Source organism: Nostoc sp. (assembly GCF_036917555.1).
Classification (GTDB): Bacteria; Cyanobacteriota; Cyanobacteriia; order Cyanobacteriales; family Nostocaceae; genus Nostoc.
In genome coordinates this window covers 47443-68238 of the sequence record NZ_JBALDD010000028.1, presented here as the reverse complement: position 1 = coordinate 68238, position 20796 = coordinate 47443, and the positions used below count along the sequence as shown (strand labels likewise).

16 protein-coding genes and 1 pseudogene are annotated in these 20796 nt (G+C 40.6%); 10 read left to right on the top strand and 7 right to left on the bottom strand.

The genetic code is table 11. The features are described from left to right. Window positions 1-23: 23 nt before the first annotated feature. Window positions 24-326 (bottom strand): muconolactone Delta-isomerase family protein, encoded by a 303-nt coding sequence (locus V7K60_RS13065; protein WP_334926093.1) that lies wholly within the window; start codon window positions 324-326, stop codon window positions 24-26. A gap of 330 nt (window positions 327-656) precedes the next feature. Between V7K60_RS13065 and V7K60_RS13060 the strand changes: the two genes are divergently transcribed. Further along, window positions 657-1559 (top strand): LysR family transcriptional regulator, encoded by a 903-nt coding sequence (locus V7K60_RS13060; RefSeq protein ID WP_334926092.1) that lies wholly within the window; start codon window positions 657-659, stop codon window positions 1557-1559. A 3-nt stretch (window positions 1560-1562) separates the two neighbouring features. Here the strand turns inward: V7K60_RS13060 and V7K60_RS13055 are convergent. Then, a pseudogene (locus V7K60_RS13055) lies at window positions 1563-1697 on the bottom strand (IS701 family transposase); the annotation flags it as partial. Window positions 1698-1887: 190 nt separating this feature from the next. On the opposite strand from V7K60_RS13055, the gene V7K60_RS13050 reads away from it, so the two are divergent. From V7K60_RS13050 to urtD, 5 genes are all read left to right on the top strand, one after another. Beyond that, a complete protein-coding gene (locus tag V7K60_RS13050; protein WP_334926090.1) occupies window positions 1888-2310 on the top strand; it encodes an ester cyclase in 423 nt (140 codons plus the stop codon). Between the two features lie 353 nt (window positions 2311-2663). Further along, window positions 2664-3980 (top strand): urea ABC transporter substrate-binding protein, encoded by a 1317-nt coding sequence (gene urtA / locus V7K60_RS13045; protein ID WP_334926088.1) that lies wholly within the window; start codon window positions 2664-2666, stop codon window positions 3978-3980. Between the two features lie 105 nt (window positions 3981-4085). Then, window positions 4086-5246 (top strand): ABC transporter permease subunit, encoded by a 1161-nt coding sequence (locus V7K60_RS13040; RefSeq protein ID WP_334926086.1) that lies wholly within the window; start codon window positions 4086-4088, stop codon window positions 5244-5246. Between the two features lie 27 nt (window positions 5247-5273). After that, on the top strand, window positions 5274-6389 hold the full coding sequence (gene urtC, locus V7K60_RS13035; RefSeq protein WP_334926084.1) for an urea ABC transporter permease subunit UrtC: 1116 nt from the start codon (window positions 5274-5276) through the stop codon (window positions 6387-6389). Beyond that, complete coding sequence (urtD, locus tag V7K60_RS13030; protein ID WP_334926082.1) at window positions 6364-7110, top strand: urea ABC transporter ATP-binding protein UrtD; 747 nt, start codon at window positions 6364-6366, stop codon at window positions 7108-7110. Before urtC ends, urtD begins: the two co-directional genes overlap by 26 nt. 146 nt (window positions 7111-7256) lie before the next feature. Here the strand turns inward: urtD and V7K60_RS13025 are convergent, their stop codons facing one another. Continuing rightward, window positions 7257-7865: a Uma2 family endonuclease gene (locus V7K60_RS13025; RefSeq protein WP_334926080.1), complete on the bottom strand. Its 609-nt coding sequence runs from the start codon at window positions 7863-7865 to the stop codon at window positions 7257-7259. A 1609-nt stretch (window positions 7866-9474) separates the two neighbouring features. Between V7K60_RS13025 and V7K60_RS13020 the strand changes: the two genes are divergently transcribed. Continuing rightward, entirely contained in the window at window positions 9475-9945 is a 471-nt protein-coding gene (locus V7K60_RS13020) for a HetP family heterocyst commitment protein (protein WP_334926106.1), read from the top strand. Window positions 9946-10813: 868 nt separating this feature from the next. On the opposite strand, the gene rpe is transcribed toward V7K60_RS13020, so the two are convergent. Continuing rightward, window positions 10814-11521 carry a ribulose-phosphate 3-epimerase gene (rpe, locus tag V7K60_RS13015; RefSeq protein WP_334926079.1) on the bottom strand — a complete coding sequence of 236 codons (708 nt, stop codon included), beginning with the start codon at window positions 11519-11521 and terminating at the stop codon, window positions 10814-10816. Window positions 11522-11729: 208 nt separating this feature from the next. Here rpe and V7K60_RS13010 point away from each other — a divergent pair, with 208 nt between their 5' ends. Together V7K60_RS13010 and V7K60_RS13005 are read left to right on the top strand one after the other, a co-directional pair. Next, on the top strand, window positions 11730-13325 hold the full coding sequence (locus V7K60_RS13010; protein WP_334926077.1) for a S8 family serine peptidase: 1596 nt from the start codon (window positions 11730-11732) through the stop codon (window positions 13323-13325). A gap of 399 nt (window positions 13326-13724) precedes the next feature. After that, window positions 13725-15056, top strand: coding sequence for a serpin family protein (locus tag V7K60_RS13005; protein WP_334926076.1), 1332 nt, complete (start codon window positions 13725-13727; stop codon window positions 15054-15056). A gap of 196 nt (window positions 15057-15252) precedes the next feature. Here the strand turns inward: V7K60_RS13005 and V7K60_RS13000 are convergent, their stop codons facing one another. Beyond that, window positions 15253-15894 carry a hypothetical protein gene (locus V7K60_RS13000; protein WP_334926074.1) on the bottom strand — a complete coding sequence of 214 codons (642 nt, stop codon included), beginning with the start codon at window positions 15892-15894 and terminating at the stop codon, window positions 15253-15255. Between the two features lie 235 nt (window positions 15895-16129). Here V7K60_RS13000 and V7K60_RS12995 point away from each other — a divergent pair, with 235 nt between their 5' ends. Continuing rightward, window positions 16130-17338 carry a NupC/NupG family nucleoside CNT transporter gene (locus V7K60_RS12995; protein ID WP_334926072.1) on the top strand — a complete coding sequence of 403 codons (1209 nt, stop codon included), beginning with the start codon at window positions 16130-16132 and terminating at the stop codon, window positions 17336-17338. Between the two features lie 59 nt (window positions 17339-17397). On the opposite strand, the gene V7K60_RS12990 is transcribed toward V7K60_RS12995, so the two are convergent. Continuing rightward, a complete protein-coding gene (locus tag V7K60_RS12990; protein WP_334926071.1) occupies window positions 17398-19134 on the bottom strand; it encodes an ABC transporter ATP-binding protein in 1737 nt (578 codons plus the stop codon). Between the two features lie 163 nt (window positions 19135-19297). Beyond that, window positions 19298-20515, bottom strand: coding sequence for a lipid-A-disaccharide synthase-related protein (locus V7K60_RS12985; RefSeq protein ID WP_334926070.1), 1218 nt, complete (start codon window positions 20513-20515; stop codon window positions 19298-19300). Window positions 20516-20796 lie beyond the last annotated feature (281 nt).

Genomic DNA, 20796 nt, shown 5'->3' with positions numbered 1-20796 from the left:
TTTCTGGTCAGAGAAATGCAGCCTTATCGGGACTTCTCTGCAAATGCAGGATCTGGGGCGAGGGGGAAGACCTGGGTATTAGAGTAGCCAGCCTCGATCAGTGGAAAGCTGTCGATTATCTCTTGTATATGCTTCGGTGACTCCGCTTCAAAGAGAACGGCTGCGCCATCATCCCTCTTGCCCAGCACCCACGATTGCCGCAGAAGTCCCTCCATGTAGAGATTTTTCGCTCGCGCCTCTTCCTCAAGTAACAATTGCGGGAAGTCAGAGGGCATTTCATCGCTTCCGAATTTCTGTTTGGGTGTGAAGATAACAAGATATTGCATATAAAACCTCTATTTAGCTTGCTTGGAAACTCTGAGCAAATCGGAGGTCCAAAGGGTAACACAGACGGTGTTTTTCAAACGGGCTTTCATTTCGGTGGCGACTGAGTGTCCGCTGGGATGCTCAAAACAATGCGAACCCACCGTAGTATTTTTCGTTCAAGGCTTGATTTCATAACGTGCGATTGCTTCGATTTAAAGTTTCCTCTGCACTTGACATCTCCTAGTATGATTAATCAACTTGTATAGATAAAGGTGGTTTTTATGAATTGATTGTTTGTAATATTGGACAATAGCAGAGTGCAGATACTCTCATCGCAGTGAGTGCAGGTTATGGACGATTTGAATGCTGTTTTAGTATTTCTCAAAGTCGCAGAACAGGGTGGATTTGTCGCAGCAGCACGATCGCTGGACTTGCCTAAATCTACCGTCAGTGTGAAGGTCAATGAGCTAGAGCAACGGCTAAAAGTCCGATTATTTCATCGCACCACGCGGCGGGTTTCTCTCACTGAAGAAGGACGGCTGTATTACGAAAACTGTTTACCCATTCTCGATGCGTTACATGACGGTGATGATGCGATCGCTAGCTTACAGGGGCATCCGCAGGGTATTATGCGAGTGACAGCCACCGTGTTGTTTGTGCAGTCTATTATCGCACCAAATTTGCCGGAGTTTCTGCTGACCTACCCCGATATTCAAGTGATTCTCCATGCAACGACTGAATACAAAGATATTGTGAAAGAAGGATACGATCTAGCGATTCGGATTGGGGAATTGCACGATTCATCCCTGATCGTGCGACGGATTAGCACAGATCGCATGAAACTCTTTGCCAGCGCGACCTATCTCAAAACCGCTGGCGAACCAACAGCAATTGCTGATTTGACCAGTCATGCGCTGCTTTGTATGGCTCATCGTCAGAACAATGTGACCTGGACATTGCACAATCAACAGCAAGAAACAGTAACGCTCTCCTTTCGTCCACGACTACTCAGCAATGACGTTGCCCCCATTTATCAAGCAATCGTTGCTGGAGTAGGAATTGGGCTGCTGCCGGAATTTCTGTTTCAGCAGAAGTTACAGGGTGGGGATATAGTAAACGTCTTGCCTCAATGGTCACTGGCTCCAGTCCCAATTAACGCACTTTATCCTAGCCGAAAATATATTCCCACGAAAGTCAAGGTCTTTCTAGAGTTCCTTGAGCAAAAGATGCGCGAAGGGACTTCCAGAAAATAAACTATACAGAAAATTAAAATCATAATTTCTTACTTCTTTGAATAAGTCTTTATACTCTGCACAATATCCATCTACGAGCGCAACTGTTGGGTAGGCATCTCTTGCCAAATGTCTCAAGATTTGTAATTCTACATCCATTGCCCTACTTACCTTGTAGAGTTTCATCTTTGGATTCTTTTATTTATAATATTCGGAACGTGACAGAAGAAGGATATGTGGTGCACTGATTTTAATTCAATCTCATACTTGGTTAATTGACAATAGTGCATCTTGTCTGTCTAAATAAATAATTAGAGTTCGCCTAATTTTCAGTAGAGGAACAGCAGCAATGTCTTCCATTGAGGACAACAAAATAATTGCTCAACGGTGGATTAAACTTATTAGCGAGCATAAGATCGAAGAAATTTGCGAGATAACCGCCCCGACTTGGAAAATGCACGGTGGTTTACCAGGGCTTCCCCTTGGTCCTGAAGGGGTATGCAAACTCTTTGGTTCATTTGGGCCTATCAAACAGAAATGGACAATTGAAGACGTAATCGCTGAAGGTGACAAAGTTGTTGTGCGCGCGACTAATACCTGCATCCAGGAGAGTTTTCTTGGCATACCAGGTCGTGGCCGTCAACAGACATTCACTGCTACGTTCATTCATTATATTGCCGACGGAAAGATAATTGAAACCTGGCGAAACGCTGATGATCTTGGACGGGTTCTTCAGCTTGGGGCACGCATTGAACCAGGAGTATCTGAGTAATAGCAGTGTAGGTGGAATATTTTAACCTGACTTAATGATTAAGACTATTGTTTTATTAACCAGGTATCTATTCAGAATCGACAATAATTTTGCACAAAGATAGCAGTTTTTAACTGTCTAGAATCAAAGATGTTCGTGGAAGAGAAAGATTATATTTTTCCATAACGTATTGCATAGATATGAGAATCTTTATTAACTTTATAAAGCTTCATATTAAAAAGTTTCTTTTTTATTACAAAAACAAACTTTTTTGTATAAGGTGTCACTTTTTACTAGTAAACTAACGCACTAATATCACACTTTAAAGATTGATATTGTCAGCTTCCTATAAAAACAGGAAAATTCATAAAAAGATGAAAAGACAATTTAACCGACGCAAGTTTATAATTTACGGTTCTTTAACTTTTGGAAGCAGCTTTTTTTTGAAAGCTTGTGCGAATAATTCTCCAACTGTTACAGAGAGTCCAGCCGCGCCTCCTGCTGCTTCACCAGCGGCGGCTACTGCTGGTGACACCATAAAAGTAGGTATCTTGCACTCTCTGAGTGGTACGATGTCTATTAGTGAAAAAAGCGTTGTTGATGCTGAAAAGTTAGCAATCAAAGAAATTAACGCAGCTGGTGGTGTGTTAGGTAAACAAATTGAAGCAATTACCGAAGATGGTGCTTCTAACTGGGATACTTTTAGGGAAAAGGCAACCAAGCTAATTGATCAAGATAAAGTTGCTGTAGTCTTTGGTTGTTGGACTTCTGCTAGCCGCAAGAACGTTAAGCCAGTATTCGAGAGCAAAAACCAGATGCTCTGGTATCCTGTGCAATACGAAGGTCAAGAGTGTTCTAAAAATATTTTCTACACTGGCGCTGCACCAAATCAACAAATTGAACCATCTGTTGATTGGCTGTTAAAAAATAAAGGCAAAGAATTCTTCTTAGTTGGCTCTGACTACGTTTTTCCCCGGACTGCTAATACCATCATTAAAGCTCAGCTAGAAGCTTTAGGCGGAAAAACAGTTGGTGAAGATTATTTACCTCTTGGTAACACAGAAGTTACACCAATTATCACTAAAATTAAGCAAGCTTTGCCGAATGGAGGTGTAATTTATAATACTCTAAATGGTGATAGTAACGTTGCTTTCTTCAAACAATTGAAAGGTGCTGGATTGACAGCAGAAAGATATCCTTCCATGTCTGTCAGTATTGCTGAAGAAGAAGTTAAAGCAATTGGTGTAGAGTATCTCAAAGGTCACTACGCTGCTTGGAATTACTTCCAAACAGTAGACACACCTGCTAATAAAAAGTTTGTTGCAGCTTTTAAGAAAGAGTACGGCGAAAATCGGGTAACAAATGATCCAATGGAAGCAGCTTACATCGCAGTTTATTTGTGGAAGCAAGCAGTACAAAAAGCTGGTACTACAGATATAGCTAAGGTAAGTGCTGCGGCTTATGGTCAAACTCTAGATGCGCCTGAAGGTAAAGTGACAATGGGTGCTAATCATCACATATCTAAAATTGTGCGAATTGGTCAAGTAAGGCTAGATGGTTTATTTGATATTGTCTATGCTACTCCGACAACAGTTGAGCCAGTTCCTTGGAATCAATTTGTCAAAGAAACTAAAGGATTTGCTTGTGATTGGAGTGACCCTGCTAAGGGTGGTAAGTACAAGAAAACCTAAATAATTCGGAATTCATAATTCATAATATTCTTGTTCCTAGTCTCAGACTGGGAACGAGGCACACGAGACACTAACTACTAGCTGATAGCTGTTGTGGAGAAATAAGTGTTAGCAGGATTCTTAGAAGCTGTATTTAATGGTATTAGTATTGGCGCTGTATTATTAATTGCCGCGTTGGGACTGGCGATTATATTTGGATTGATGGGTGTCATCAATATGGCGCATGGTGAATTGATGATGTTTGGTGCTTATACAACTTATGTTGTGCAAAATGTTTGCAAACAATTGGGTGGGGTGTGGTTTGAAGTCTATATATTTTTGGCTTTGATTATTGCATTTATATTTACGGCTGCTGTGGGATTAGTTCTAGAAAAAGGCGTGATTCGTTATCTCTATGGACGCCCATTAGAAACTCTATTGGCAACTTGGGGAGTAAGTTTAATTTTTCAGCAGTTTGTTCGCAGTGTGAATTGGGTTTTGATAGTTGGCATAGCTATATTTTCTCTGCTGTTTTTTGGAGGTTTATGGATTTTAAATTCCCGCACTGATTTAGGAAGGGTTCGTAACTGGATTGTGGCAGTGATATTTTTATTATCGCTGGGGGTGACAATCACAACGGGCAATTTATTGAGTCAAACTTATCAGTTAGCAGTAACTCAACCTTGGTTTGGCGCTCAAAATGTAGATGTAACAGCACCGACTTGGTTACAAGCTGGGATGTCTTTAGATGGTGTGCAATTGCCCTTTGCCAGATTATTTATTATTGCTTTAACAATAATCTGTGTGGCGGGGATTTATTTATTCTTACAACGTTCTAGCTGGGGTTTAAGAATTCGGGCGGTGACGCAAAACCGGAGTATGAGCGCTTGTTTGGGTATCCCAACTCAAAAGGTTGACGCGATTACTTTTGCACTGGGTTCTGGTTTAGCTGGTGTGGCTGGATGTGCGATTAGTTTGCTTGGTTCTGTAGGGCCAAATACGGGACAAAACTATATTATTGATACTTTTATGGTTGTTGTTGTTGGAGGTGTGGGCAATTTAGCTGGAACGATTGTGGCTGCTTTGGGTATTGGTACGGCTAATTTTTTAATTGGTTCTGGAACTCTGGCTTTGTTGTTGACTCCTGTTAAACCTTTAGCTGATTTGTTTACTTTTTTTGCGACGACGAGTATGGCCAAGGTGATGGTATTTGCACTGATTATTGTGTTTTTGCAGTGGAAGCCTGGAGGGATTTTTCCACAGAAGGGACGTACTGTTGATGTTTAAACCGTCAAGACGCTGAGGACACAGAGAATGAGAAAGAAGGGGGGATTATTAATCGAAGTTGGGGTGGTGATTGCGATCGCACTCTTCCTTATAATTATTATGCCACTGCTGCTGTCGGAGTTTCGCCTGAATTTGTTGGGGCGATTTTTGTCGCTGGCGATCGCAGCTTTGGGTATTGATTTGATTTGGGGTTATACTGGTTTATTAAGTTTGGGACATGGTATTTTCTTTGGTTTGGGTGGATATGCGATCGCAATGTACCTGAAACTCCAAGTCCCTACTGGAGAATTGCCTGATTTCATGGGACTTTATGGGGTTACAGAACTTCCCGCCTTTTGGCAACCTTTTTATTCTTTTCCTTTGACAATAGCTTTGGTGGTACTAATTCCAGGGTTATTGGCGGGATTATTGGGATATTTAGTTTTCCGAAATCGTCTCAAGGGAGTTTATTTTTCTATCTTGACTCAAGCCGGAACTATTGTATTTTTCAACTTCTTTAACGGTCAGCAAAAACTATTCAACGGTACGAACGGCCTCATAGATTTTACAACCTTGTTTGGGGCAACTGTCAGCGATGCCAAAACGCAATTTGTTTTCTACACGCTGACGGTAGTGTTTCTCGCAATCACCTACGGGATTTGTCGCTGGTTGACAACTGGACGCTTTGGGAGATTGTTGATAGCAATTCGGGATGATGAAAGTCGGGTAAGATTTTCTGGCTACGACCCTACAGATTTTAAGGTGGTGGTGTTTGCAGTTTCCGGTGCGATCGCAGGTATAGCAGGAGCATTTTACACCATTCAAAGTGGTTCTGTCTCACCCAGAGCAATGGATATTGCCTTTTCGATTGAAATGGTGATTTGGGTAGCAGTAGGCGGACGCGCTACTTTAATTGGGGCGATTGTTGGAACTTTGTTAGTAAATTATGCCCGGACTTTTTTAAGCGAACAATTTGCCGAAATCTGGCTATTTTTCCAAGGCGCACTATTTTTGATAGTCGTCACAGTCCTTCCTGACGGTATCGTGGGATGGTTGCGTAGTCAGAATATTTCGCTTTTCCACCGTCGTCAAGAAATTGCTACATATCCCACCTTGGAAGAAGACCCGGAAGTGCAACATGAAGGCGAAAATATTGGAAACTGAAAACGTAACTGTTACTTTTGACGGTTTTAAGGCTTTAAATCAGCTTAACTTTAGTATGGATGTGGGTGAATTACGAGTAGTAATTGGCCCCAATGGTGCGGGAAAGACAACATTTCTGGATGTGATTACGGGGAAAGTGCAACCAACCGTTGGGCGAGTTTTATTCAAAGGAAGAAATCTGCGTTCTTTACCTGAACATAAAATTGCCCGATTGGGAATTGGGCGCAAGTTTCAAACACCTCGAATTTACTTAAATTTAACACCCCGCGAAAATCTAGAAATTACCAGTAACAAGAATAAAAATGTCTTTTCTACTTTGTTTCAACATTCTAATACTGTTGAAAAGAATAATATTAAAGGATTATTAGAAACCATCGGTTTAACTCCTAAAGCCGATATCAGAGCCGCTTTACTTTCTCACGGAGAAAAGCAACGTTTAGAGATTGGGATGTTAGTAGCACAGTCTCCAGATTTATTACTTGTTGATGAACCTGTTGCGGGTTTAACAGATGAAGAAACCTACAACATTGGCGAATTACTTTTAGCACTAGCACAGAGTCATTCAATTTTAGTAATTGAACATGATATGGAATTTGTCCGTCAAATTGCCAAGAAAGTAACAGTGTTACATGAAGGTTCGGTGCTGTGCGAAGGTAATTTTGAGGAAGTGCAAAATGACTCTCGTGTGATTGAAGTATATCTGGGAAAACCGGAGGAATGAAAAGAATTCACCACCCAGGAGTCAGAAGTCAGAATTTATATGAATTTCAGTATAATTGGGATATTCATTTATCAAATCTTCGTCTGATTCTTTAACTATTCTGACTCCTGAATTCTTACGAAGAATAAAAAACTCAATTGCACTTTCTATTCACCTGCTGATTCTGATCTGTTTGCGCTGTTAAACACCTGCTCTACTGTTAGCGTCCAATCAGCAATTACTACTGATTCCATACAAGTCGCACCTGTAAATACCTTATCTTCATACTGTCCCTCCACCCACTGGCAAATCGTAATTTGTTGCATCTGTGCGTCAATAATCCAATACTCCAATATTTCCCTAGCCGCATACTCCGTTCGCTTGTAGCGATAATCACGAACGCGGTTCGCTGTTCCCGGAGAAACAATTTCAATCACTAGTGCAGGCGGCGGCATATCACGGGTGAGGCTGGCACGAGTAGCACCGATAAGAGCAGCATAAGATTCTTCTGTGTGAACCATTAAGTCAGGTAAACGACATCTCGCCCGTCGCCCCGCTACCTCAATTTCTGTATCCTTGTGAGCAACTAAATAAAAGGGGAAATATTTTAGTAGTTCAACGAATAGAAATCTTGCTAGATTGCTATTTTCCTGACTTTCTGGTGGCATCTCGACTAGTTCTCCATCCACCAACTCATAGCGCGTGTCTGTACCATCATCATAGGTAAGATACTCCTCAAAGGTCAGCAGTTTTTGGTTTTTTGTCGTTTGGGTCATTTGCTTTGCCTTCGACCTTAAGTTGATACCTATGACAGCGCCCCTACGAACGGTCGTATGCCACGTTACCAAATTTAACCTGTCTTCATCTGAAAAAGCAAAGTTTAGATTTGCGATTTTATTTTCCGAGTGTTTCCGGAAGCCAAGGAAAATTTCAGTAATGGTAAGAGTTGAAGCATTGAGAATTTAAGACTAATGTTTCAAAAAATGCAAATATTACTAACTTTAGCTATAAATATTGCTAATAGTTCCCAGACGACGTTCACAATCAAAAGCTAGGTTATGACGTGCCTATTCCTTTACTCAACAGCAAAGTTCATCAGATTGTGCGCTGCGTGTTTAGCAATGATTAGCTAACACTGGAGCATACGCTTAAACGCCTACAGCTTGCGTAATTTAACGCCAGTAAATCTTATAGGTGCATCTCACCAGCCTTTAGTAGAAGCAGCTCAAACTTGCAGGATGTGAAGCGCTATTAGTGAGGACTAGTCTTATTAAGGTGGACTCATATTATAACCCTTGGATAGCTCATTGTCAAGTAATTCATTGTGTAGTTGTCTGGAGAGATAAAGGCGATCGCATATTTATTTTTGAGCTTATACCACCATTTAGCCCAATTGCTACTACATTTGTAATCTCAATTTTATAAATTTGTTAGATATTCATACATATATAAATCACTGCTGAATCAACTTAATAATATTTTGTATTGATTAGCTTTATACCTATTCTTAAATTCTCTAATATTGTACAGACTTAGCCTGCTACATTGTTTTGAGTAAAGTTATCCATTTGCGGATCTTTTTCTTGACTCAGCTAAGGCTCGTTATAACTATCTATATTATCACTAACCAGTAATTTGATTTTACAACTGGTCTATTTTATGATTACTAGCTGAACGTTATAAAATATTTACAAGCGGTTGACAGCCATTATATTTAGATACGCTAAAGCCGTAGTTTTTGCAAACCGATAATGACAAGTCTAATAAGTATTATTGTCTAATCGAACTTATTTAAAAATAGGTTCAATGCTAAACTGTGAACGGTTTTATTCTCTATTATCTAATATTTTTACAAGTTGTTTTACATTCTATTTAATGGTATTGTTTTCTAGTTACTCGACAATAATAAAGGTTTTAAAATGATATCGGGTGAGGGGTAACACCCCTCAAGAATTAGCAAAGGGGGACAAAACTAAAAGCTGCACAATACATAAGTAAGTATCTGAATATATTCAGTAAATTTGACCTATAAATATACTAGATTAGTAGATGACATTCACGACAAAAAATAGTATAAATACGACTGGTGTTGTTAACCCTCAAAGATAAATATATTTTTTCTATTAGTCTAAAAAAATATGCAAACTTCCCGGAAATTGCCTAATTCAACAGTAGTAAGAAATATCAGCGTGTGAACCAAGAAAATTTATTTATTTATGGATTTTTATCCCTTGTAAACATCAAACACCGCTCCAGTGCTGATAATTTGCCACAAGCAATTCAAGATTTGCAAAAAGGCTAGTGCAGTCTGTACACCTCAATTGAAACATCAACAATCGCAGAGAAGAAAATAGTTTACTTCACCCAAAATAACTAAACACTATGATGAATCAAGACATTGCTGGTATTAGTAGTAACTTAGATAAGACAGTGAAAGCCCAACAATTTGACAAAGTAGTTGAAGCAATTCTTGCTGGAAAGTATTCCTGGGCATGTGTTTTAATGCTGCGATTTGGTGGTTATAATCCTCTCCATTACATTCCATATCGTACCTACAATCGATTGCTCAAAGAGAACTCTCAAGCAGATAGGACAAAACAACAGCAAAGTGAAAATCTAAAAATGCTGAAACATGCTCATGATTCCCAGTCTGATAATAATGTGTCATCAAGCTGCTTAAACAAAATTAAAGACGTAGCTTATTTAGAAGTAGTTAGAAAGCAAAAAGCCGAAATCTGTGCTGGTAGTTTAGACCAGAGATTGACACAGCAAATTAACGAACATCAATCAAGCAAATCGCCATTAAAACCAGAAAATGTTCAAGACATTTCCTTGAAATCCTGTGGATTCAATTAAAAAGTATTTGGAATCAATAGATTCTGCTCTAAAGTTGATTGATTATCTGAAAGCCTGTTATGCTAATTTTAAATTTATAGCATGACAGGTTTTCTATAGCAGTAATTAATTTAATAGTATTTTGCAAAAATCTGCCAAAATGGCAAATATATATTAATGATATTGGTAAACTAATAACAACTACAACTTAAACTAAAATAGAGGTGATTTGGCAAGCAAGTTAATTTAAAAAATAAAATCAACGATTAGTTCTAACTATGAAATCAATCAAACTGATTACAAAAGTAGTCAGCATTTCATGGAGTAAATAACTCCTAGACCAAGACCAATAATCCAACTGTTGCTACTGGTGGTTCTTTTTCTGAGGAAGTCTGAGCACAGAGAATTTGGGAAGGTGGATTCCCCCAATCCAAATTTTACAAAGCTTTCACTGACTGCAGACGGTGCGAGTAATGCTTATAAAACTTTCTATCCTGTGGTTGGTGTTGCTTTAGTTAATAAAGCAAACGCTTAACATCAATTCCAGGAACGGAAATAGAAAAGTTACGGTGAAATTATTGTCCTTGGCTGGTAGAACTAGTAGCTCATACGCTTCTCTTTCGACTATTGTAATCCTAGTCCTCCCAACCTGGATTATCTTTGGTTTCTAAACTTTCAATTTATATATAACTACTGGAAGTTCAAAACTTGAATAGCTTCCAGTTTTTTATCTGTATATAAAAATAAATAAGGTAGGCAATTTGCCCACCTTATATTTTGTGAAGATTAGGGTGAAATTAATCTAGAACCCTTGTAGAGACGTAGCACCGCTACGTCTCTACATTCTTTTTCACTTCTATGTTTAATGATTGGTTAATTCAAAAACGAATTAAACCTTAGCTAATTCTGGAGTAGGACTCTTGCTATTGCGAATTGCTGTAATAGCCTCAGCATAATCTTTTGCGTTAAACACAGCTGAACCGGCGACGATCGCATTGGCTCCCGCTTCTAAAACTTGCCAGGTATTATTTGCCTTCAGTCCCCCATCTACTTCAACCCACGGGTCAAGACCACGTTCATCACACATTTGGCGTAGCTTGCGGATTTTGGGTAACACACCAGGGATAAAGCTTTGACCACCAAAACCAGGGTTGACACTCATAATTAGTACTAAATCGCACAAATCTAAAACGTATTCAATTAGTTCTAGAGGGCTACCAGGATTAAGTACAACTCCAGCTTTCTTACCAAGCTCTTTAATTTGCCCCAAGGTGCGGTGCAGGTGTGGAGAAGCATTATGTTCGCAGTGTACGGTGATATGATCGGCACCCGCCTTAGCAAAATCTTCTACATACTTCTCTGGCTCCACAATCATCAGATGGACATCTAGTGGCTTGGTTGTAATCGGACGAATCGCCTCCACAATCAGAGGGCCTATCGTAATATTAGGTACAAAACGACCATCCATTACATCAACATGAATCCAATCTGCTCCAGCCGCATCTATGGCGCGAATTTCGTCACCCAGACGACTAAAATCGGCTGATAGGATAGATGGAGCAATTACAATGGGCTTTTGAGATAGGTTTTGGGTCATGGCTAGTGGATTTTTAAGCGTCCTCGTCTGTACGCATTGTAACAAAACATTGAGCAAGACTCATAATTTTGATCCCGGTTTTTTGGGAGCAGGGGAGCAGGTGACAAAAGTTTAGAACTTGCAACAAGTCTTTCCCTTGTCCCCAATTCTCCTTATCCCCTTCACCATGCCCAATGCCCAATGACAAATGACTAATGACTAATAACTAATGACTAAAAAACTAACCTGGATATTTTGGGGATTAACTGCTTCTTGTCTGAGTGGGCCGGTAATTGCTTCAGCTTTAGAATCTGGACTAGGAACTAACGGCATTGATGCTCTAAAGCTACACAAACCTCCTTATAATTTAATCGGCCGTAAGATTGCTATTGGTCAAGTGGAAATTGGTCGACCAGGAATGTTTGGGTGGGATAAGGCGGTGTCTAAAAATCGTACTATATCTGTAGCTGCAGTTTTCTTACGCAATGGCCCAGCTAAGTCTAATACTGGTGTTGACCCCCACGCCTACAATGTCGCTGGTGTGATGGTGAGTCAAGACAAAGCCTTGCCAGGAGTTGCTCCAGGAGCGCGATTGTATTCATCGGCGGTGGGTTCCACTAAAAACATGGGTCAACCAGAAGAGTGCTTATCGGCACAGCATATAGCACTACAAAATGGTGGCGATGTCCGTGCGATTAACTTTAGCTTTGGAGAACCTCTGAGCCGCGATCCTCGACCGGAAGCTACTTTAGACGGCAATGCTTTACTAACTTTATGTGTTGACTGGTCTAGTCGCGCTCATGATGTTTTGTATGCGATCGCTGGCAACCAGGGGAAAGGCGGTATTCCTATTCCTACAGATAATTTTAACGGCATAAACGTGGCTTTTTCATCCCGCCGAGGGGGAGTTTTTAACAAAGTAGACGTGGCTAATCTGGCGGGTGTTAACCAAGGGGTGAATGGAAGACTCGCTGGAAGGGAATTTGACCTTGATGGGCGTCGCGCCATCAGTTTAGTTGCTCCTGGGAATAATATTCCTTTGCTCAATCCCGATGGCAAATTGAACAAGGTTACAGGTACAAGTTTTGCAGCACCTCAAGTTACAGCTACTGTTGCTCTGTTGCAGGAACTTGCAGACCGACAGATGCGGACAAAACAACCCCACTGGAGCATTGATGCTCGACGTCATCAAGTGATGAAAGCTGTATTGCTGAATTCAGCAGACAAAATCCAAGATAGCGGTGATGGCTTACGGTTGGGAATGACTCGAACGTTAATAGATAAGCAAAATCAAAACTGGCTAGATTCTGATGCTTATAAAGATCCAAAGATTCCTTTAGATGCCCAAATGGGAGCGGGTCATTTGAATGCATTTCGCGCTTATCAACAGTTTAGTGCTGGTCAATGGCAAGCATCAACTGCGGTGCCAGCTGTTGGTTGGGATTATCGCACAGTTGATGTCGGAGCATCTGTTGACTATATATTAGCAAAACCGTTAAAGCAGGGAAGTTTTGTTGCTGTCACCCTGAGTTGGGATCGATTAGTAGAACTCAACGATAAAAATAAAAACCAGCAATATGACGTAGGCGAAAATTTTCGCGATCGCGGTTTGAATAATCTTGACCTCTATTTGGTAAAAGCTGATGCTCAAAATTCTGATGCTGGTGCTGTTTGCTCCTCAATCAGCCAAATTGATAGTGTAGAACATATTTTCTGCCCCGTTACTGCTACTGGAAATTATAAAATCCGTGTCCAGTTTCGTCAAAAGCTCAATGAAGCGACTCAACCTTACAGTTTAGCTTGGTGGAGTGTACCTATTAATTGAAATAGGGTAGCACAAATATTTGTGTAAAATTACAGCGTTTTTCTCGTTCCTATGCTCCGTATGGGAACGAGATTTCGTGCCTCTGAGAAACGTTATTCGATCTATAAAAACCTAACAGAAGTAGTTCTTTTATAATTACGTAGCTTACAATACGTTTATACGTAAAGATAAAAACTCTTAGAAAGAAAAATTTTTTATAACTCGTCTGTATGGCCGTCTCAATAAGGAATTAGCAACTCCACAAGTTGTGTTTAATTCCTCTAAGCTACTAATTTGCTGTTACGAAAACTGTAACAGTCCCATTTTTCTGTTGGAGTAAATGCAATAGTTAGTCATTGACACAATATCTGCGTCAACTCTGAGAACAAATCGGGAATCTTTGGCAAGTGAGGTAGCAGAATGAATCGCCATAAATTGAGTGATGCGAAAGAAAAATTCCTGCAAAGACGTTACGGTGTTAGCCTGGGCAGACGTTATGCACTGGCTGCTGCAAGTGTTGTTCTATTCAGTGTATTAGGGTGTTCTCAAGTAGACAGTAATAAAAGTGCCCTTGCCCAATCTAGTTTACCTCAGCCAGAAACTCCATTGCAAAAAAAAACAGTCAACACTGATACAAAAATCGTTGAGTCTAGCAATAAGTTTGGCTTCAAACTATTTTCAGAAGTTCTGAAAAACGATCGGGGTGAGACAAATATTTTTATCTCACCTTCGAGTGTTGCGATCGCTCTTGCTATGACTTACAACGGCGCTAGCGGCTCGACTCAACAAGCAATGGCAAAAACCCTGGAATTACAGGGGATGAATCTACCAGAAATCAACTCTTCTTACGCGGCGGTATTAAAACAGCTTTTAGACAATTCAGATACGAAAGTGCAATTGAAGATTGCTAACTCACTTTGGGCAAATCAAGATATTAGCTTTGCACCAGACTTTCTCAAGAGAACCCAGGAGTTCTATCAAGCCAAGGTCAGCAATTTAAACTTTAAAGATGCTGCTGCATCTAGTATTATCAATAACTGGGTAAAAGAAAATACTAACGGTAAAATCACTAAAATAGTTGAAAAAATTGAACCAGATCAGGTGTTATTTCTGATTAATGCCATATATTTTAAAGGTAATTGGAGTAAAGAGTTTGACAAAAAGCAAACTGCTCCATACCCTTTTTACATCACATCTGGCAGGCAAAAACAACACGCAATGATGTCACAGAAGGGTGATTATAGATACTATGAAAGCGAAAAATTTCAGGTAGTTAGTTTACCTTATGGAAAAGATGGTAAGATAAGTTTTTATATATTCTTACCCAAAAAGAATTCTAACCTCAAAGCGTTTTATCAAAACTTGAATGTTGAGAACTGGGAAAAATGGATGACTCAGTTCAACAATCAAAAAGGGTTTATTCGCCTACCCCGTTTCAAAACAGATTACGATATTACACTCAATGATGCTTTAAAAACTTTAGGTATGGGGGAGGCTTTCAGCAACAAAGCCAATTTTTCTGGCATGGGTAAAAACTTTACCATTAGCCAAGTTAAGCATAAAACTTTTGTTGAAGTAAATGAAGAAGGCACCGAAGCGGCTGCTGCTACTTCAGTGGGAATAGTAGCAACATCTTTGAGACAAGAACCAGAACCATTCCGAATGATTGTTGATCGTCCCTTCTTCTGTGCCATTAGAGATAATCAGACGGGAAACATTTTGTTTATGGGTTCAATTATCGAACCACAATGAGGAGGTAAGAGGGATTGAAGACTTTATCTTTTTAATCAGGAACTTCCAAAAAATAAAATCCTCAGTGAATATACAGCAGATTTCAAGGAAAGTGAGGTACACAAGCTAAGTCTGTTACCCAGGTATAAAGCGTGTTTTATTCCTGAATTCTGCTGTAAATGATTAATTTGCATTCACTATATGCGGATAATACTTTTTAGAAGTCATTATCCGTAAAGGGAACTATGGATGGTGAAAATCTTTTTAGTGATGGGGAAAATTCTAACCTCGCGGCATAATCATCTGTTTGTGATAGTTCCAGTTCAATTGTTTGCTGCTCTTTTTCATCAAAAAGCAACTGAATTTGATAACTTGTCCAGAATTGTTCACCTAGTTCATCTTCTAAATCAAAAGGCTGTTCTTCATCACCCCATATATTCGACCAAAGGACTATTTGATTAGCCCGAAAATGGTTTTGACCTTTTGCATCTCCAACTACAAAATATACTTCAACATTTAAATCAAATCCCAAATCATCGACTTCTGCCTCTGCTATCTGACAGCTAACGACCATTAAACTATCTGGATTAATATCTACTACCTGCTGTTGGCGTTGTAATAATTCTTGAAATACAAAATTAGGTAATAGCTTTGAACTCTCCTCAAGGAGGTTTTTTTGAGTTTCTGGGGAGTAACGAGTTTTTAATTCTTGCGTGATTAAATTTAAAATATCTTCACTGGCTAAATTGACAACTATCTGTTTATTTGTGGGATTAAGGAAACATCCTTGATTAAGATTAATATGTTTTTTAATTGGCATGGTTCTGTAAAATCCTTTTAATGCGATCGGATAATTCATAAATCAAGCTCAAACAAAGGTAGTGAATAAATATTACTTTAGCTTCTGTTCTATATTTTTAGCAAGACATACTTAACAGCAATTGTATCCTTTAAATCATAATTATAAATGACTATGATTGCAGATATAAAAAATATTCATCGGCCTAATAATTGACTAAAAAGCCACAAAAAAGGTGAATTTTTGTGTATGCTCTTTGACTAAGTGCCTTAGTGATACATTTCCGGGAGTAATCATGGAACATGCCATTTCTGCGTTGGGAATTTTAGTTTTTATCAGTATATCCTACGCCTTTTCTGTTAATCGTCGTGCGGTGCGTTGGCGAATAGTGGCGTGGGGTTTGGGATTGGAATTTGTGTTTGCACTAGTGATTCTTAAAACTCCTTGGGGTTTAAATGTGTTTAAATCTCTGGGAGATATTGTCAGCCAATTTTTAGCATTTTCTGATGTTGGTGCCAAATTTGTCTTTGGAGAAAATTTTAAGGATCATTTCTTTGCCTTCCAAGTGCTGCCGACAATTATCTTTTTCTCTGCCTTCATCAGTGTCTTGTATTACTACGGCATTTTACAGCGAGTCGTAAACGTGATGGCGTGGGTAATGATCAAGACGATGAAAACATCGGGTTCTGAATCTTTATCCTGTGCAGGTAATATCTTTCTGGGGCCAACAGAGTCGGCGCTGATGGTTAAACCTTATATAGCAAAGATGACGCAATCGGAACTTCATGCTGTGATGACGGGTGGTTTTGCCACAATTGCGGCTGGAGTACTAGGAGCATATCTTTCCTTTGGCATCCCAGCAGAACACCTAATTGCTGCTTTCTTTATGACTGCTCCCACTTCGTTGGTGGTATCAAAATTACTTTACCCAGAAACAGAAGTATCAGAGACGGCTGGCAAAGCAAAAGCGTATGTAGAAACTAATTATGTAAATGTAATTGATGCTGCTACTACTGGAGCAATTGACGGCGTGAAGCTAGCAGTTAATGTTGGGGTGATGATTATCGCCTTTTTAGGATTATTGGCTGCCCTGAATGCACTTTTAGGATGGTTAGGGGCATTTGTGGGCTTACAGCAACTCTCATTACAGTGGATTTTGTCTTTTCTCATGGCTCCCGTAGCTTGGCTGATGGGCGTACCTTGGGCTGATTGTCGGCAAGTTGGGGCTTTATTGGGTACAAAAACAATTTTGAATGAGTTTATTGCTTTTTTGGATTTGAAGGCACTAATTGAAAGTGGAAAAATCTCCCAACGTGCAGTAATTATTGCGACTTACGCATTATGTAATTTTGCAAATATAGGTTCAATTGGCATAACCATTGGCGGCATTGCGGGAATAGCACCTAATCGCCAGCATGACTTAGCTCGTATGGGTGTAAGGTCAATGATTGGCGGATTGTTAGCGGGTTTTATCACCGCTTGTATTGCTGGGGTGTTGATATGAAGAAGAATTTTCTAAATACAGATTTTATCAAATGAGCGAACCGACAGTTTGGCAATCCCCTACTCATCTGTAGAGTAGAACTGTTGGGCGTAAAAACGGGCATACCGTCCTTCCTGAGACAGAAGTGAGGTGTGAGTACCAGCTTCAACTACTTGTCCTTGTTCTATTACGAGAATGCAGTCAGCCCGACGAACGCTGCTCAAGCGATGGGCGATAATAAACACGGTACGGTTTTGCATCACTCGTTCTAGTGCTTCTTGAACTAGTGCTTCTGATTCAGAATCGAGGGCAGAGGTGGCCTCATCTAGGATGAGAATTCGAGGATCGTTGGCAACTGCTCTGGCGATCGCTAATCTTTGGCGTTGTCCTCCCGATAGGTTAACTCCACGCTCTCCCACCCAGGTCTGATAACCCTGGGAAAACTGGGTGATAAAAGAGTGAGCGTTGGCAATTTTTGCTGCTGACTGAATCGCGGCTAAATCTAATTTTTCCTGACCGTAACCGATATTTTCAGCGATCGTTCCCGAAAAAAGGGTAACATCTTGGGGAACAATGCCAATTTGATGGCGCAAGCTGGTAAGTGTGACATCACGGATATCAATATCATCGACCAGAATTTGACCCCTCTGAGGGTCATAAAAGCGAAGTAAAAGGTTAATTAACGTCGATTTGCCTGCTCCAGAAGAACCAACCAAGGCAATGACATCACCAGGAGAAGCGTCTAAGCAGAGATCCTTAAGAACTGGCTGATCGGGATTGTAGGCGAAATTGACATGACGATACTCTACCTTGCCCATAACTCGTGGCATTGCCTGAGCATTCGATTTTTCGCTGATACTAGGTTCCTTCGCCATCAGTTCAAAGATGCGTTCAACAGAAGCTTCGGTCTGTTTGTACTCGTTGTAATTGCTAATCATCATGTCGATTGGCTGAATCAGTATAGCCACAGCAGCTAAGAAACTGATAAACCCTTGAGCTGTCAGCTGATTTTGAGAAATCTGCCATCCTCCTAATAAAAACAGCAGTATAATACTAACTGCTTCCAAAAAACCGACAACGGGAAACTGAATGGATTTGAGTTGTAGAGCGCGATACTTAGCTTGGCGATTGATTTCTGCTTCTTGATTGAATCGCTTCACTTCATATTCTTGGGCTGCAAAAGCCTGAATAACGCGAATCCCGCTAAATACTTCAGTTAGCATCGCTGACAAATTGGAAACCTGATTTTGGCTCTGGCGAGATAGCACGAGTAATCGCTGACCAAATTGCCCGATCAACCAAGCCATTAAAGGAGCCAAAATCAAACCTGCAAGGGTGAGTGGCCAATTCAGGTAGAGCATGTAAATGGGAATTGCAATTAACTGCAACAAATTGGAAAGAAACTGATGCGATAACTTGTCCACAATCTCGCCGACGCGATCAATATCTTCAGTCAGGCGATAAGTCAAGTCTCCCGTCTGTGTGGTTTCAAAGTAATCTAATCCAAGTTTGTGCAGGTGAGCATAAACGCGCTTACGCAAGTTTAAAACCATGTTCAGAGCAGCAGCGATCATAAAGACATTCTGCCCGTATTGACAAAGCCCTCGAACCAAAAATACTAAAGTGGCTAGTCCGAGCCAGTAGGCAATCTGGTTAACATTTCCCTGACCAAGATAAAAAGAGACCTGACCTGCTAAATAGGGCACTGCTAGGGTGAATAACACAAATCCTAAGATACAAGCTAATCCCCGAATTAACAGCGGCCATTGGGGCCACAGATAAGGCAACAGTTGCCAGTAACTAGAGCGGACTTTCATAGGTAAGTAAGAATTCAGGAGTCAGGAGTTAGGAGTCAGAATTTAGAATTCAGGAGCGGAGCCGGAGACGTTCCGCCTCCGGTCAGAATTGAGGTGCATTAAGGCGTTAGCCTACCACACCATGTTACCCAACCATGCTGACTCCTGAATTCTGGCGCAATTTCTACTCAGTTTCTCCTAGAGAGTTTAGTAGAAAGCGGGCAATTCTCTCAGATGCGCCGGGTGGGCCAAATCGCTCAGGGCCATTTTCTTTGCACTTAGCGAGGTAGTCTGAATCTTCTAAAGTTTCAACTACTCGTTTAGCTGCTTGCTTGAGAATCTCAGGGGTTGCTGGCTTAGTGCCGATGGTTTGGGCATTTCTGCCCAACAGCCGCGTTTGCGCTTCTGCAAATTGATAGGTAAATTGAGGGCCCTCTCCGGGAATCTGGATGATAGGTTTCCCGATCGCTACAGCTTCCTCCACTGCCAAACCTGCCATACCAATAACGAGAGTAGAGTAACATAGGATGTCACTGAAGGCATCTGAATAACATCTCACTTCTACAAGCGGTGATTTCTCAGCAGAATTTCCTGGAGGAGAATAGGTGAGTATGCCTTGATTCAGTTGCCAACCTTGACTTTTAGCAATGTCGTCTAATTGCGCCATCAAACTCGGTATCAAGGCTGCACGAAATTGTAATCTTGACTCAGGCATCACCTTGGCGATTTCTACTACCAGTTGCAACTGCAAACAAAAATTTCGCGCAGCTTCAGGCATCCGTGACCCTGGTAGGAGAGCGATCGCTCTTTCGTCCGGCTTCAGGTGCAAGTCTTTGCCAGTAGGGACGAGCCAATCTAAAGCCGGAATGCCAGCACACTGAGCTTTAGTTAAACCTTGCCGTTGGAGGTCATAAGCCGTATGGGAATCCTTGGTGAAAACTGCCAGACATCTGGAAGAATTAAGGTCGTGCCACAGAAGCGGATTGAGTCGTAACCGCCCTTCGTAGAGGGCAGAAAGACAAGAGATAAAGGAGACGAAGGGGCGCTTTGTTAAGTAAGCAAATGTCTGGGAAACAAAATCCCCAGTAGACATAATTAAATCGCAGTTGGGAGCATACTGTAACACCGCTTGTAACTGTCGCCACGTTAATCCAATCAATCCCGATTGAAAATCTTTGAGCAAGTAGAGGCGCTTCATGTAAAAGAATCCCCCAGAGGGCATTGTTTGTGTGGGCCCAATAATGGGAATATCCAAGCTGCGGTAAGCTTTTCCTTCCCCCACAATCGGCATTGCCGCCATCTCAATAGAAGGACACAATTGGCGCAGGGTCTGAATAACATGAGAGGTATGGTTGTCCTCTCCATGGCCGTTACTGATAAACAAGATTTGCTTAGAAGGCATCTTGGGGTTTGGATAGGTCTAAAATGCTTGTTTAGTGAGATTTTTAACCTACATTGGGTGAGTAGGCTAAGAGATTGATAGTATTTTTACTCTTGAGAGTTTGTAATTTTATAGACAAATCTACAAAGTTACTTTTTCAGGTGCAAACCGGAATGGAATTACTGCTAATCCCTGTTTTTGCAAACGCTAATCTATCAGAGAATACAGTATTAGGAGTACAAGTGCTATGAGTACATTGATCTGAGTTCAATTCCAATATGCAGTAATTGTTGCAACTTCTT

What these genes read in the sequence shown, in the direction of transcription:
- V7K60_RS13065 (WP_334926093.1), bottom strand. Translation starts at nt 326, where the DNA reads ATGCAATATCTTGTTATCTTCACACCCAAACAGAAATTCGGAAGCGAT.
- V7K60_RS13060 (WP_334926092.1), top strand. Translation starts at nt 657, where the DNA reads ATGGACGATTTGAATGCTGTTTTAGTATTTCTCAAAGTCGCAGAACAG.
- V7K60_RS13050 (WP_334926090.1), top strand. Translation starts at nt 1,888, where the DNA reads ATGTCTTCCATTGAGGACAACAAAATAATTGCTCAACGGTGGATTAAA.
- urtA (WP_334926088.1), top strand. Translation starts at nt 2,664, where the DNA reads ATGAAAAGACAATTTAACCGACGCAAGTTTATAATTTACGGTTCTTTA.
- urtC (WP_334926084.1), top strand. Translation starts at nt 5,274, where the DNA reads ATGAGAAAGAAGGGGGGATTATTAATCGAAGTTGGGGTGGTGATTGCG.
- urtD (WP_334926082.1), top strand. Translation starts at nt 6,364, where the DNA reads ATGAAGGCGAAAATATTGGAAACTGAAAACGTAACTGTTACTTTTGAC.
- V7K60_RS13025 (WP_334926080.1), bottom strand. Translation starts at nt 7,865, where the DNA reads ATGACCCAAACGACAAAAAACCAAAAACTGCTGACCTTTGAGGAGTAT.
- V7K60_RS13020 (WP_334926106.1), top strand. Translation starts at nt 9,475, where the DNA reads ATGAATCAAGACATTGCTGGTATTAGTAGTAACTTAGATAAGACAGTG.
- rpe (WP_334926079.1), bottom strand. Translation starts at nt 11,521, where the DNA reads ATGACCCAAAACCTATCTCAAAAGCCCATTGTAATTGCTCCATCTATC.
- V7K60_RS13010 (WP_334926077.1), top strand. Translation starts at nt 11,730, where the DNA reads ATGACTAAAAAACTAACCTGGATATTTTGGGGATTAACTGCTTCTTGT.
- V7K60_RS13005 (WP_334926076.1), top strand. Translation starts at nt 13,725, where the DNA reads ATGAATCGCCATAAATTGAGTGATGCGAAAGAAAAATTCCTGCAAAGA.
- V7K60_RS13000 (WP_334926074.1), bottom strand. Translation starts at nt 15,894, where the DNA reads ATGAATTATCCGATCGCATTAAAAGGATTTTACAGAACCATGCCAATT.
- V7K60_RS12995 (WP_334926072.1), top strand. Translation starts at nt 16,130, where the DNA reads ATGGAACATGCCATTTCTGCGTTGGGAATTTTAGTTTTTATCAGTATA.
- V7K60_RS12990 (WP_334926071.1), bottom strand. Translation starts at nt 19,134, where the DNA reads ATGAAAGTCCGCTCTAGTTACTGGCAACTGTTGCCTTATCTGTGGCCC.
- V7K60_RS12985 (WP_334926070.1), bottom strand. Translation starts at nt 20,515, where the DNA reads ATGCCTTCTAAGCAAATCTTGTTTATCAGTAACGGCCATGGAGAGGAC.